Source organism: Novosphingobium organovorum (assembly GCF_022832435.1).
Lineage (GTDB): Bacteria > Pseudomonadota > Alphaproteobacteria > Sphingomonadales > Sphingomonadaceae > Novosphingobium > Novosphingobium organovorum.
In genome coordinates this window covers 1-13,253 of sequence record NZ_JALHLF010000102.1, presented here as the reverse complement: position 1 = coordinate 13,253, position 13,253 = coordinate 1, and the positions used below count along the sequence as shown (strand labels likewise).

Genomic DNA, 13,253 nt, shown 5'->3' with positions numbered 1-13,253 from the left:
GGCCGACCGTGGCGACCGCGTCGCCCCCCTCGGCGCAGGCCGCTTCCTCGGCGGCGAGGATCATCTCGGCCGCGCCCGGCAGCGGATCGCGGCGCAGGCCCATCGCGCTCGTCCCGGCGTGCCCGGCCAGACCCTTCACGGTAATCGCGTAGCGCAGCTGCGCGGCAATGCCGGTGACCGTGCCGACCGCCAGTTGACGCGCCTCGAGCACCGGGCCCTGTTCGATATGCGCTTCAAGATAGGCGAACACCGCGCCGCGCGCGCGCTTCGCTGAAAGGTAGCTGTCCGCATCGAGCCCCGCCTTGCCCAGCGCCTCGGCCAGCGCCACGCCCGCATCGTCGGCAATGGTGAGCGCTTCGGGCAAAAGCGTTCCGGCAACCGCGCGGCTGGTCAGCATGGCGGCGGGAAAGCGCGAGCCTTCCTCGTCGCCAAAGGCATAGACTTCGATCGCGAAAGGCAGGCGCCGTCCGCGCGCGTGGAGCGCGGCGACGCATTCGATCCCCAGCATGATCCCCAGCGGCCCGTCGTAAGCCCCTGCATCGCGCACCGAATCGAGATGGCTGCCGATCACCAGCGCGGGCGCGTCAGGACGGTCGCCTTCGTAACGGCCGACGAGGTTGGCCGCCGCGTCGCGCTGGACGGCCATCCCCGCCTCGGCCATCCAGCCCGCCAGGGCCTCTTGTGCGGCGGCGTAGGCCGGGGTCAGGTAGGCGCGCAGGAGCCCGCCTGCCATGTCCGAATAGGGCGCGGTGCGCAGCGCATCACAGCGCGCCACGGCGCGCGCGCCGCCGGGGTGAAGGAGCGCCTCTACCATCCCGCCGCCGCTCCATCGCTGCGCGGGTCGCTGGCGCCTTCGAACGAACCATCGGCAAGGCGCACCACCGCGCCCGCGTGGCCCATCATCGCGGTCAAGGGGCCGACCCGCTCGACATCGTGCCCGGCCTCGGCAAGCTGGGCGTAGAGCCCCTCGTCGAACCCGTCCTCGAGCTTGAGCGAGGTCGTCGCATCGCCCCAGGTGCGTCCGAGCAACCAGCGCGGCGCACAGATCGCCTCCTGCAGATCGACACCGAAGCGCGCGTAGCGGCTGAACAGCGCCGCCTGCGTCTGCGGCTGGCCCTCACCGCCCATCGTGCCGTAGGCCATGATCCGGCCATCGTCGAACAGGGCCAGCGCGGGGTTGAGCGTGTGGAAGGGCTTGCGGCCGGGCCTCAGCGCGTTCCAGCCCTTCTCGGCGAGCCGGAACGAGGAGCCCCGGTTCTGCCAGGTGATCCCCGTCTGCGGCAACACCAGCCCCGAGCCGAATTCGAAATAGGTCGACTGGATGCACGAAACCACGCGCCCGTCGCCATCGGCCGCGCCGAACCAGCAGGTATCGCCCCACTGCGGCGGCTGCGGCCAGGCCAGCGCGCGCGCCGGATCGATCCGCGCGGCCAGCGCGTCGAGCGCGGCGGGATCATCGAGCAGGCCCTGAAAATCGTAATCGGTATAGGCCGGATCGCCGACGTGGGCATCGCGCAGCAAAAACGCCTGCTTGGTCGCCTCGACGAGGCCGTGGACGTGCGCGAAGCCATCCACTCCGCTCGCCTGCAAACGGTCGAACAGCGCGAGGATCACCAGCGAAGCGAAGCCTTGCGTCGGCGGGGCGGCGTTGAACAGGCGCGCGCCGGTGATGGCGACGTTGAGCGGCGCGGGCCGGGTCGCGCGATGCGCGGCAAGATCGGCCAGCGCAACCGGGCTGCCCAGCGCGTCGAGATCCTGCGCGATGCGCTGGGCCAGTTCGCCCTGGTAGAAGCTGGCCAGCCCCTCGCGCGCGAGCGTGCGCAGCGTCTGCGCCATCAGCGGCTGGCGTAGCACCTCCCCCACTTCGAGCGGGCGTCCCTCGGGCTCGAACACTTGCGCGTAGGCGCCGGGCTGGACGCGCAGTTCGCCGCCCTTGTCGCGCGCGATCTGCGCGCCGCCCGCGGTCACTGCAACGCCCGCCTCGGCCGCCGCGATGGCATCGCGCAGCAGACGTTCGAGCGGGAGCTTGCAGCTCTCGTCCGCCAGCGCCGCGTCCCAGGCCGAGATCGTGCCCGCGACGGTATTGGCGGCGAGCGGGCCGCGCGTGGGCACCGCGTCCAACCCTTCGTAGAGCGAAAGGTCAGCGCGGGCCGCCGCACCGCCGCAACCGTGGATGCCGTGGACGCGGCCATCAGGTTCACGAATGACCCAGAAGCCGTCGCCGCCGATCCCGGTCATATGCGGGTAGACGACCGTCAGGCTCGCCGCGATGGCGACGCACGCCTCCACCGCCGTGCCGCCATCGGCGAGCACGCTGCGCCCCGCCTGGGCGGCGGCGTAGTGGGGCGCGGTGGCGATCCCCTTGGCGGCGGTGACGGTCTTCATGCCCGGTTCTCCTGCGATCAGTCGGGCAGCGCGGCGAGGAACGCGCGCACGACGTGGGCGGAATTCACCGAGGCGAGATGCTCGAAGGTGTCTTCCATGTTCTTGTCCTTGTCGCCGCCGGCAAGGTCGGACAGGCTGCGGAAGATGATCGTGGGCACCTTGTTGGCGTAGGCCACCTGCGCCACCGCGCCGCTTTCCATGTCAAGCACGCGCGCGTGCCAGGCCGAGGCGAGGTATTCGCGGAATTCGGCGTTGTCGGCATAGACCCCGGCGGTAACCCCGGTGCCGCCCACGACGATCTTGGGCGCGGCGTTGAGGCACAGCTCGCTGCCGGGCAACTGGTGCTCGGACGGGGGCACGCAGCGCTCCATGGTGACCGTGGGCGCGACCTTGCGCGCCAGCGCCAGCAGCCCGGGGTCCATCGCGAAGGTGTAGTGGCGGGTGGGCTTTTCGTCGGCGTTGCCCACCGTCACCCCGCGCGGGAACATGAAGTTCCAGTTGAGCGGGGCCTTGGGATCGACCGCTTCGGGCGAAGTCCAGCCGCCCGGACGGGTGCGCGCGAAGTTGACCTCGAGATACTCGCCCCAGGCGTCGGCCACGAACACGTCGCCGATCGAGAGCGCGGGATCGACCCCACCGGCGATGCCCGAAAAGACGATCCGCTTGACCTTGAAATGGTCGAGCACGAGCTGGGTGTTCATCGCCGCGTTGACCATCGAGACGCCGCTCTGCATCAGGATGATCGGCTTACCTTCCAGCGTGCCGGTAAGGTACGTGCCCCCGTTCAGCGTGTAGCTGTGCGGGTTCTTCACGTCGTGGACCATCGCGTTCCACTCAGGCGAATAGGCGGTCATCACCAAGGTACGCGCGGTGGCATCGAGTTCGTCGGCCAGGACCGGGGTCGCGGCCAGCGCGCACAGCGCCGAAAGACAGATAATCAGGCGGCGCATCAGGCGGCTCCCATCCAGATGAAGCGGGCAACGAAAAGCAGGGCAAGGACGAGGAGGAACCAGTCGGTCTTCTTCACCGTGCCGCGCACGATCTTGAGGATCGCGTGGGCGGTAATGCCAAAGGCCAGGCCATTGGCGATCGAGAAGGTCAGCGGGATCATCGCGACGGTAAGGAACGCGGGGATCGCCGAGATCGGATCGTCCCACTCCACCTCGATCAGCGGCAGGCACATCATGCCGCCCACGATAATCAGCGCGGGCGCGGTCGCGGCGAGCGGAATGAGCTGGGCGTAAGGGGCGACGAACATCATCGCGAGGAACAGCACGCCGGTGACGATCGCGGTCAGGCCGGTGCGGCCGCCCACCTGAACGCCCGCCGCGCTCTCGACGTAGCTGGTCACCGTGCTGGTGCCGGCCATCGAGCCGACCACGGTGGCCACCGCGTCGGTCACCAGGATGCGGTTGAGGCGCGGGATCTTGCCGTCAGGCCCGATCAGCCCGGCGCGCTTGGTCACCGCGACGAGCGTGCCGATATTGTCGAACAGATCGACGAAGAGGAACACGAAGAGGATTTCGAGCAGGCCCAGGCCATGGCTCCCCGAAACGCCGAACACGCCCTTCAGATCAAGCTGGAACAGCGTGCCGGTCATCGCCTGGAGCGAATAGGGTTCGGGCTTGAACGTAACGAGGCCAAAGACCCAGCCCGCCAGCGTGGTGGCGACGATCCCGATCAGCATCGCGCCGCGCACGTTCCACACGCTCAGCCCGCCGATCAGCACGAGGCCGAACAGCGCGAGCGCGGGTCCGGGCGACTTGAGATCGCCCAGCGCCACGATGGTGGCCGGGTTGGCGACGACGATCCCGGCATCCTTCAATCCGATGAAGCCGATGAACAGGCCGATACCGCCCGCGACCGCCGCGAAGAGATAGGGCGGGATCGAATGGACGATCAGCTGGCGAATGCCCGTCGCGGTCAGCACCAGGAAGGCGACACCCGAAATGAACACGCAGCCCAGCGCCACCGGCCAGGGAATGCCCATCTGCTGCACCACGGTAAAACTGAAGTAGGCGTTGAGCCCCATGCCCGGCGCGAGCGCGAGCGGGGTGTTCGAGGTAAAGCCCATCAGGATCGAGGCAAAGGCGGCGGCAAAGCAGGTCGCGGCGGCCACCGCGGCCACCGGCATCCCCGCCGTCCCCAGGATCGCGGGGTTGACGAGGACGATGTAGGCCATCGTCAAAAAGGTCGTAAATCCGGCCAGGACTTCGGTCCGCGCGGTCGTTCCGCGTTCGGACAGGGAAAAGCGGCGTTCGAGCCGTCCCTTCCATCCCGGTATTTCCATGGCATCACTGTGGCTCACACTTCACCCCCTGTTACAGTCCATCGCGCCTCGGCGCGCGGCTGTGTTACCCCGATTGTTCCCTGCTCTTCCAGCGCCTTCGCAAACGCAAAAAGCGCAGCCTCGCCACCCGGCTTGCCGATCAGCTGCAAACCGAGCGGCAGGCGCCCCGGACGGCGCAGCGGAACCGCGAGCGAGGGCAGGCCGAGGAAGGTGATCGCCTGCGTGTGAATGCCAAGATCGGCGCGCGCCGCGCTCATCGCGCCATCGATTGCGATGCGCGGATCGGCGATTTCGGGCGCGGTGCACGGCGTTGCCGGGGCAAGCAGGACGTCGTAGTGCGCGATCAGCTCGAGCACGCGCGCGGTGTAGGCCGCACGGAAGGCCTGTGCCTCGGCGTAGAGCGCCTCGGGCAGCAGCGCTCCGGCGAGCAGCCGGTCGCGCACTTGCGGATCGTACTCCATCGCCGCGCGCGCCAGCGCGGGACGGTGGAGCCGCCCGCCTTCACTCGCGGTGATGAGGAACGCGGCCGAGCGCGCGCGGGCGATCTCGGGAATTTCGAGCAGCGGGGCCTCGGGAGCGATCGCGTCGATCGCCGCGGTCTGGTCGGGATCGAGGTTGACGCGAAACCGCCCCCCCAGCCGCGCCAGGCGCACCGGGGCATCGACGGGACGGACCGGCGTGTCCGCAAGCACGTCCCACACCCGCGCCATGTCGGCCAGGCTGGTGGTAAAGGGGCCGATGTCGTCGAAGCTCTCGGCAAAGGGGAACACGCCGCCGAGCGGCAGCGCGCCGTGCGTCGGCTTGATGCCGTAAAGCCCGGTCAGGCTGGCCGGTACGCGGATCGAGCCATTGGTGTCCGAGCCCAGCGAAAAGGGCAGCAGCCCGGCCGCGACCACGGCCGCCGAACCGCCCGAGGAACCCCCGGCGAGGCGGGTGAGGTCGTGCGGATTGCAGGTCGTGCCATAGCGCGCGTTGATCGTCGCGAAGCCATAGGCGAATTCGTCCATGTTGAGCGTCGCGACCAGCACCGCGCCCGCCGCCTTGAGCCGGACGATCGCCTCGGCATCGCGGGTTGCGGGCGGCGCCTCGGCATAGAGCCCCGAACCGGCGGTGGTGGGCAGCCCGGCGACGTCGAACAGGTCCTTCACGCCGTAGGGCACTCCGGCGAGCGGGCCGGGGTCCTGTCCGGCGGCGACCAGCGCATCGACCCGCGCGGCCTCTTCGCGGGCGCGGGTTTCGAGCACGCGCGTCACCGCGACCAGCGGCCCGGCGCGCGCCGCCAGATCGGCAAGGCAAGGCTCGATCACGTCGCTGGCCCGCAGCGCGCCGCTGCGCACCGCCTGCGCGAGCGCGATCACGCTGGTCGGAACCGTTTGCGCCGTCCCAGTCATGCCTGACCCGCTTCCTCGCCGCGCAGGCGCGCAACGTGGCTTTCGAGCAACGCCAGGTTCGCCGCGACACCCGCCGCGCACGGTTCGGGGATGGTCAGGCCGCATGCCGCAGCCGCTGCGGCAATTTCCTCGGCACTTCGCGGTACGGTCGCGACGGGCGTCGAGGATGGGGTGTCGGCATCGTCCATAGGTTCACTCGTCCGGGCAAAGTGACCCGCCAGCCAGGCGCAGACGAAGAGCTGCAACTGGTGGAAGATCATCAGGGGAAGCACGATCATACCCACTTGCGCGGGCGCGAAAAGCGCGCCCGCCATCGGCACGCCCGAAACCAGGCTCTTCTTCGAACCACAGAACAGCAGGACCACCAGATCCGCGCGCGCCAGCCCCGCCAGCCGCCCGGCCAGCAGATTGACCAGCATCACCACGGTCAGGATCACCCCGCTCAGCACCAGCACGCAGACCAGATCGCCCATGCCCAGCCGGTGCCAGATCCCCTTGACCACCGCCGCGCTGAACGCGGAGTAGACGATGAGCAGGATCGAGCCACGATCGACCGGGGTCAGGATCGCCTTGTAGCGGGTGACGAAGCCACCGATCCACGGGCGCAGCAGATGCCCGCCGAGGAACGGCACGAGCAATTGCAACACGATGCTTTCCACCGCGTGCCAGTTGAAACCGCCGCCCGCCCCGGCGGTGCGCAGGAACAGGCTGACCAGCAGCGGGGTGAGGAAAATGCCCAGGAGGTTGGACAAGGACGCGCTGCACACCGCCGCCGCCACGTTGCCCCGCGCCATCGCGGTAAACGCGATCGAGGACTGCACGGTGGAGGGCAGCAGGGTCAGGAACAGCAGCCCTGCGATAAGGTCGGGATTGATCCACCCGCCGATCAGCGCGACCGTGGCCAGCCCCACCGCCGGAAACAGGCCATACGTCGACGCAAACGTCAGCGCGTGGAGGCGCAGGTTGCCCAGCCCCTGCCAGATCGCCTCGCGCGAGAGCTTGGCGCCGTGGAGGAAGAACAGCAGCACCACGGCAAGATCGGCAAGACCATCGACCACCCGCGCGCCCACGCCGTGGACGGGCAGGAGCGAGGCCGCCGCGACCACGCAGACGAGGCACAGCAGGAAGGGATCCACCCTGGGGATGTACGAAACGCGTTGCATGCGCCTTTCGTCCTGCCCGCGCCCACCCTATCTAACAAGCGCAATGATCTGGACGGATCGTTGCAAAATTTAGATCACTTAGCGGTTTTCCGGGGGTTCTCCGACCGGGCGTGCCCAGCGTGGCACACAGGGCACACCCTCCCTTATTTTGGCAACACCTCGTGATATTCATTGCGTTTGCCTGCACGGCACCGGGCGCCTAATTGTATCGTCCTAGAAAAGCACGAAGTTCGGCAAGATTCCAAAAAAGACGATGGAATTTGGTCACCCGTCGGACTCACCGGGGAATGGGGAAACGCGAAAAGGCGAAAGTTTCAGGGGGGGTAGTCGCGTGGTTTGCGGCTGTCTCGCGATAACATGAGGGGCACGTAATGCTGAATTTCAACCGGCCTTCTGGCCGTTCGCGCCGTCGTGCGGCGTTCACGCTGGCGGCTGGCCTGCTGGGTTGCAGCGCGCTGACCAGCCCGGTCTTCGCGCAGGACTCGTCGAGCTCCACCCAGAGCGACTCGGACGTCGCCAAGGAAATCGTCGTCACCGGCTCGCTCGGCGCCCTGCCGACCGCCGACGTCGGCTCGGTCTTCGGCTTCGACAAGACCATCGTCGAAACCCCGCGTTCAGCCTCGACGATCAGCTCGGAGCAGATGGAACGCTTCGGCATCACCGACATCTACGACCTCGTCGCGCAGGCGCCCGGTACGTTCACCAACTCGTTCTTCGGTGTCGGCGGCGCGCTCGACATTCGCGGCACGCCGGGCGAAGTCTACTTCCGCGGCATGCGCCGTCTCGACAATCCGGGCAACTACCCCACCCCGATCGCCGCGGCCGAGCGTATCGACATCGTGCGCGGCCCGGCCTCGCCGATCTACGGTCCGGCCAAGACCGGCGGCTACATGAACTTCGTGCCCAAGTCGGCGCGCGTGGCCGGCGGCTCCTACCTGTCCGAGCCCGAGGGTGAGATCACCTACACCGGCGGCAGCTGGTCGAAGAACAACCTCAAGGCGGAAATCCGCGGCCCCGGCAAGCTGGGCACGCAGGAATTCGGCTACAGCCTCTACGCCGAGATCGAGGATTCGGGCAGCTACTACCGCAACATGTCGACCCGCAACGACGTGCTGCAGGCCGCGTTCGACACCGACCTGGCGCCCAACCTGCGCCTTGAATTCGGCGGCATGTACCAGAACTACAAGGGCCAGCAGAACGGCGGCTGGAACCGCGTGACGCAGGACCTGGTCGACAACGGCACCTACATCACCGGCAACGCGCAGGACATCGACGGCGCCTACGGCAATGGTGACGGCCAGATTTCGGCGAGCGAAATCTACAACGCCTACGGCAGCCTTGCGGTCTACGGCGGCTACGCCTGCGGCAACTCCAACTCGCCCTACCCGACCGCGTTCACCGACGCCTGCCTCAAGCAGTACTACTCCTACCTCGCGCTCGAGAACACCGGCACCACCAAGCTCAGCCGCCGCGACGTGCTGACCGGCAAGGACGACCGTCTCGACAACAAGTCGACCACGCTCTACGCCGACCTCGTCTACACCGGCGACGGGCCGTTCTCGATCAAGAACCAGATGTTCTACGACAGCTACGAGAACATCAACGAGAACACCTACGGCTTCTCGCAGTGGCACGATTCCTACGTCTTTGAAAACAAGGTCGTCGCCTCGTTGAAGTTCGAGAACACCGTGGGCAAGTTCGAATTCCAGCTCTCGCCCTCGATCCGCTACACCCACTTCAAGCACGCGGACGACTACACCTACGAATACTTCAACCGCGTCGATCTCTCGGTCGGCTACACTTCGGCCTCGGACCGCCTGCTGGCGACCGAATGCCCGTTCAGCGACGAGGCGGGCTACACCGCCAAGGACTGCGGCTACACCAACGACGTCGCCGGTTCCTACACCGACACCTCGTTCGCCGGGCTCGCCGATCTCGACTTCGCCTTCGGCCTCGACCTGACGCTGGGCGCGCGCTACGACCACATCAAGGCCAACTCGCACTACCTCACCCAGTACATGCTGGACGAGACCCAGCCCGACGTGACCTCGGCCAAGGACAGCAAGGGCGCCTGGTCGTGGACGGCCAGCGCCAACTACAAGCTGCCCTACGGCCTGATCCCCTACGTGACGCTCTCGCGCCAGTCGACGATCATCGCCGGCCAGGGCGCCGAAGTCTACGCCGAGGACCTTGCCGACGGCACCTGGATCACGGCCACCAAGATGAAGGAAGCGGGCGTCAAGGGCTCGTGGCTCGATGATCGCCTCTACGCCGCGCTGTCGGTCTACCAGCAGGAGCGCACCGACTACAACCGCCAGTCGATCACCGTGAACCAGGCCGTCAAGACCAAGGGTCTCGAAGCCGAAATGCGCTGGTCGGTCGATGAGCACCTGCTCGTCACCGGCGCCTACACGCGCACCAAGGTCTACAACCTGACCGCGCTCAACTCGGGCTCGCTGTTCAGCTTCTTCGGCGCCGGTGACCTCGTCAACGTCTCCGATCCCTCGCTGTACTTCGGCGGGCAGCTCGAAGGTTCGGTGCTGGTCGACAGCAAGAGCCTCTCGCGCCGCGCGGGTATTCCGACCAACCTCTACTCGCTCACCGCGACTTATGCCTTCGACATGGGCCTGGCGCTCGCCGCCAGCGCGGTCAAGGTGGACTCCACCTATTCGAGCCAGTCGCAGGTCGTGAAGCTGCCGGGCTACACCAAGGTCGATCTTTCGGCCTCGTACACCACCGGCCCGTGGCTGTTCCGCGGCGTCATCAAGAACGCCACCAACAAGAAGTACTTCCGCGCCAACTTCACCGAGATCTTCGGCGCGACGATCGTCCTGCCCGAGCTGCCGCGCAGCTATCAGGCCTCGATCACCTACAAGTTCTGATCCCAACCGGCAGGGCGCCCTCGTGCGGGCGGCGCCCTGCACCCTTTCGAGCGGGGCCGGGTTCGCCCGTCCCCGCTCTTTTCATGTCCAGTATCGAGGTGTTTGCATGCGTACCTTCTCCCGGCCCGGCGTCTCCCTGACCGGCCTTGCCACCGCGCTGTGCGGTGCCCTGGCCCTGAGCGCCGCTCCGGCCCAGGCCGACTCGGCGAGCGATGCCGCGGCAGCGCAGATCGCCGCCTGCAAGCCCGCCCAGCCCTGCGCGCACCCGCTCCCGGTCAAGGTGGTCATCGTCTCGCTGTTCGAGATCGGCGCCGACGAAGGCGATACCGCGGGCGAATTCCAGCTGTGGAAGGAACGCCGCGGGCTGACCATGCGCATCCCCTTCCCGCAAAGCTTCCACGACCTCTACTACAACCCCGAGACCCAGGTCCTGGCGATGGTCACCGGCGTTGGCACCGCGAAGTCGAGCGCGGCGACGATGGCGCTCGGACTCGACCCGCGCTTCGACCTTGCCCATTCCTACTGGATCGTCGCCGGCATCGCCGGGATCGACCCGCACGATGCGACGATCGGCTCGGTGGCCTTCGCGCGCTACGCCGTCGACGGCGACCTGGCGCACGAAATCGACCCGCGCGAAATCCCCAAGGACTGGAAATACGGCTACTTCCCGCGCGGCACGCAAGGCCCCAACGACACCACCACCAAAGTCGAGCCGAGCGGGGAGCTGTTCACCATCAACCCCTCGCTCGAACGCTGGGCGTTCAACCTGACCAAGACCATCACGCTGCCCGACCGGCCCGAAATCGCCAAGGAGCGCCTGACCTTCACCGGCTACCCCAACGCGCAGAAGCCGCCCGTGGTGATGGAAGGCGACACGCTTTCGGCGATGACCTTCTGGCACGGCAAGCGGATGACCGACTGGGCCAACGACTGGGTCAAGTACTGGACCAAGGGCAAGGGCGAGTTCGTCACCTCGGCGATGGAGGACACCGGCGTGATGCAGGCGATGACCTACCTCGACGCTGCGGGCCGCGCCGATCGCGACCGCGTGCTGGTGATCCGCGCCGGCTCGAACTTCACGATGCCCCCTCCGGGCACCGACGCGGCCAGCTACCTGCTGCGCGAAAACGAAGGCTACGCCGGGCTCGAAGCGGCGGTGGAGAACGTCTACACGGTGGGCTCGGCGGTGGTCGACGAACTGCTGGCCCACTGGGACAAGTACGAAACGACGACGCCCTGAGGGCCCCGATGAGGAGGGTCAAGGGGCAGCCCCCCTTGACCCGGTGCCCGAGGGCGATCGCCCTCGGGACCCTGCCTCTCTTTCTTCGACGTCAAGCGGGCCTCAGGCGGCCTTGCGCGCGCCCTCGATCGCCTCTGCCGGCAGGAAGCGCGCCAGCGCGGGGTGCGCGGCCTCTCCGGTGAAGCCCCGCTCGGCGCACCAGGCGGCCTGGTAGACGGTCGAAAGGTAACGCTCGCCCGGATCGCACAGCAGGGTGACGACGCTGCCCGTTTCGCCATTCGCGACCATTTCCCCGATCAGCCCGATCGCGGCGTGCAGGTTGACGCCCGTCGAAGGGCCGACGCGGCGGCCGAGCACGCGCGAGAGATGCTGCGCGGCGGCGATCCCGCAGGCATCCTCCACCACGCAGACGCGGTCGATCAGGTCGGGCGAGAAGGAGAGTTCGACCCGCGCGCGCCCGATACCCTCGACGCACGAGACCGGCCCGTCGACGCTGAGCACGCTGCGGTCGGCGTAATGGCGGTGAAACACCGAGGCGGCCGGGTCGGCAAGGCAGACCTGCGTCGTGTGGCCGGTGTAGCGCACGTGGCGCCCGATGGTCGTCGCCGTCCCGCCGGTCCCTGCGCCGCACACGATCCAGTGCGGGTTCGTCTCACCGGACGCGGCAAGCTGTTCGAACAGTTCGAGCGCAATGTTGGCGCTGCCCCGATAGTCGCTCGCGCGTTCGGCGTGGGTGAACTGGTCGAGATGGTAGCCCCCGCTTTCGGCCGCGATGCGCGCGGCTTCGGCGCAGATCTGGCGCGGGTCGCTGGTGGTGTGGCAGGTGCCGCCGAAGGCTTCGATCTGCGCGATCTTTTCCGCCGCCGTGCTCGCGGGGACGACCGCCACGAAGGTCAGCCCGAGCAACCGCGCGAACCACGCCGCCGACACCGCGGTCGAGCCCGAGGAGGCTTCGACGACGATCGAATCGGGGCCAAGGCGCCCGCTGCACAGCGCGTGGAGATAGAGCGAGCGCGCCAGGCGGTGCTTGAGGCTGCCGCTGGGATGCGCGCTTTCGTCCTTGAGAAACAGCCGGATGCCCGGTGCGCCTTGCAGCGCGAGTTCGATCAGGGGGGTAGCCTCGGCCTCGGCCTGTTCGGCGCGCAGGCAGGCAATCGCCTGGCACTGCCATTCGCGCAGGGTCCGGGGGGCTTGATCGATCATCGGGACTTACTCCTTGCTGGTACCGCGCAGTCTAGAGCGCGCCCCGCGCGCCGTGCGCGCAAAGATCGCGCCCTTCACGTCCGATCTTGCCATTTTGACGCGCAGAATTTAAATTTTGCGCACTTTCAACGCTCCGACGCGCAAGACAGTGCGTGCACCACGCGGCAAAGCCCTGCTTCACGCCGCGCCCACCCCTCCCGTTCAAGGCCCCCACCCAATGCTCGACGACCGCGACCTCAAGATCCTCGCCCTGCTCCAGCGCGATGCGGACATGCCCGCGCACGCCATCGCCGAACAGGTCGCGATGTCGCCCTCGGCCTGTTCGCGGCGGATCGTTCGCCTGCGCGAGGAAGGCTATGTGCTGGGCACCGTGGCGCAGCTCGACCGGCACCGGCTCGACCTCGACACGACGGTCTACGTCATCCTGCGCGCGCGCCATTCGGGCGACTGGCTCGAGCGGTTCCGCACCCGCATCGGCGACATTCCCGAAATCCTCGAATGCCATCGTCTGGCGGGCAATTTCGACTATCTGCTCAAGGTCGTGGTGCGTGACGTGGGGCACTACGACGAAGTCTACAAGCGGCTGATCGCCACGCTCGATCTCACCGACGTCTCGGCCTATATCTCGATGGAGACGATCAAGGACGAGCACGCCCTGCCGCTCGGCGCGGCGCTGCGCCCGCCGCGTCCCGCCTCGCG

10 protein-coding genes are annotated in these 13,253 nt (G+C 67.8%); 3 read left to right on the top strand and 7 right to left on the bottom strand.

Features of this window, described 5'->3' with window-relative positions; translation table 11 throughout:
* The 6 genes from MTR62_RS17355 to MTR62_RS17330 form a co-directional block, all read right to left on the bottom strand.
* Positions 1-814 (bottom strand): hydantoinase/carbamoylase family amidase (locus tag MTR62_RS17355; protein WP_244023282.1); only part of this gene is annotated, 814 nt, incomplete at its 3' end.
* Entirely contained in the window at positions 808-2,385 is a 1,578-nt protein-coding gene (locus MTR62_RS17350; RefSeq protein WP_244023280.1) for a gamma-glutamyltransferase family protein, read from the bottom strand. The genes MTR62_RS17355 and MTR62_RS17350, both read right to left, overlap by 7 nt.
* Before the next feature lie 17 nt (positions 2,386-2,402).
* Positions 2,403-3,338, bottom strand: a complete 936-nt coding sequence (locus MTR62_RS17345) for a 5'-methylthioadenosine/S-adenosylhomocysteine nucleosidase (protein ID WP_407672703.1) — start codon at positions 3,336-3,338, stop codon at positions 2,403-2,405.
* On the bottom strand, positions 3,335-4,675 hold the full coding sequence (locus MTR62_RS17340) for an NCS2 family permease (protein ID WP_244023285.1): 1,341 nt from the start codon (positions 4,673-4,675) through the stop codon (positions 3,335-3,337). The genes MTR62_RS17345 and MTR62_RS17340 overlap by 4 nt, the downstream gene beginning before the upstream one ends.
* Positions 4,676-4,689: 14 nt before the next feature.
* Positions 4,690-6,066, bottom strand: a complete 1,377-nt coding sequence (locus MTR62_RS17335; protein ID WP_244023276.1) for an AtzE family amidohydrolase — start codon at positions 6,064-6,066, stop codon at positions 4,690-4,692.
* Entirely contained in the window at positions 6,063-7,229 is a 1,167-nt protein-coding gene (locus MTR62_RS17330) for a bile acid:sodium symporter family protein (protein WP_244023274.1), read from the bottom strand. Before MTR62_RS17330 ends, MTR62_RS17335 begins: the two co-directional genes overlap by 4 nt.
* Before the next feature lie 371 nt (positions 7,230-7,600).
* Here MTR62_RS17330 and MTR62_RS17325 point away from each other — a divergent pair, with 371 nt between their 5' ends.
* Together MTR62_RS17325 and MTR62_RS17320 are read left to right on the top strand one after the other, a co-directional pair.
* Positions 7,601-10,111, top strand: a complete 2,511-nt coding sequence (locus tag MTR62_RS17325) for a TonB-dependent siderophore receptor (protein WP_244023272.1) — start codon at positions 7,601-7,603, stop codon at positions 10,109-10,111.
* Positions 10,112-10,217: 106 nt separating this feature from the next.
* Entirely contained in the window at positions 10,218-11,351 is a 1,134-nt protein-coding gene (locus MTR62_RS17320) for a purine nucleoside permease (protein ID WP_244023270.1), read from the top strand.
* Between the two features lie 102 nt (positions 11,352-11,453).
* On the opposite strand, the gene MTR62_RS17315 is transcribed toward MTR62_RS17320, so the two are convergent.
* On the bottom strand, positions 11,454-12,554 hold the full coding sequence (locus MTR62_RS17315) for a PLP-dependent cysteine synthase family protein (protein ID WP_244023269.1): 1,101 nt from the start codon (positions 12,552-12,554) through the stop codon (positions 11,454-11,456).
* 217 nt (positions 12,555-12,771) lie between these two features.
* On the opposite strand from MTR62_RS17315, the gene MTR62_RS17310 reads away from it, so the two are divergent.
* On the top strand, positions 12,772-13,253 hold a 482-nt coding region (locus MTR62_RS17310; protein ID WP_244023266.1), incomplete at its 3' end, for an Lrp/AsnC family transcriptional regulator.

Coding starts and splice junctions, on each gene's coding strand:
- MTR62_RS17350 (WP_244023280.1), bottom strand. CDS start 2,385: ATGAAGACCGTCACCGCCGCCAAGGGGATCGCCACCGCGCCCCACTAC.
- MTR62_RS17340 (WP_244023285.1), bottom strand. CDS start 4,675: ATGGAAATACCGGGATGGAAGGGACGGCTCGAACGCCGCTTTTCCCTG.
- MTR62_RS17335 (WP_244023276.1), bottom strand. CDS start 6,066: ATGACTGGGACGGCGCAAACGGTTCCGACCAGCGTGATCGCGCTCGCG.
- MTR62_RS17330 (WP_244023274.1), bottom strand. CDS start 7,229: ATGCAACGCGTTTCGTACATCCCCAGGGTGGATCCCTTCCTGCTGTGC.
- MTR62_RS17325 (WP_244023272.1), top strand. CDS start 7,601: ATGCTGAATTTCAACCGGCCTTCTGGCCGTTCGCGCCGTCGTGCGGCG.
- MTR62_RS17320 (WP_244023270.1), top strand. CDS start 10,218: ATGCGTACCTTCTCCCGGCCCGGCGTCTCCCTGACCGGCCTTGCCACC.
- MTR62_RS17315 (WP_244023269.1), bottom strand. CDS start 12,554: ATGATCGATCAAGCCCCCCGGACCCTGCGCGAATGGCAGTGCCAGGCG.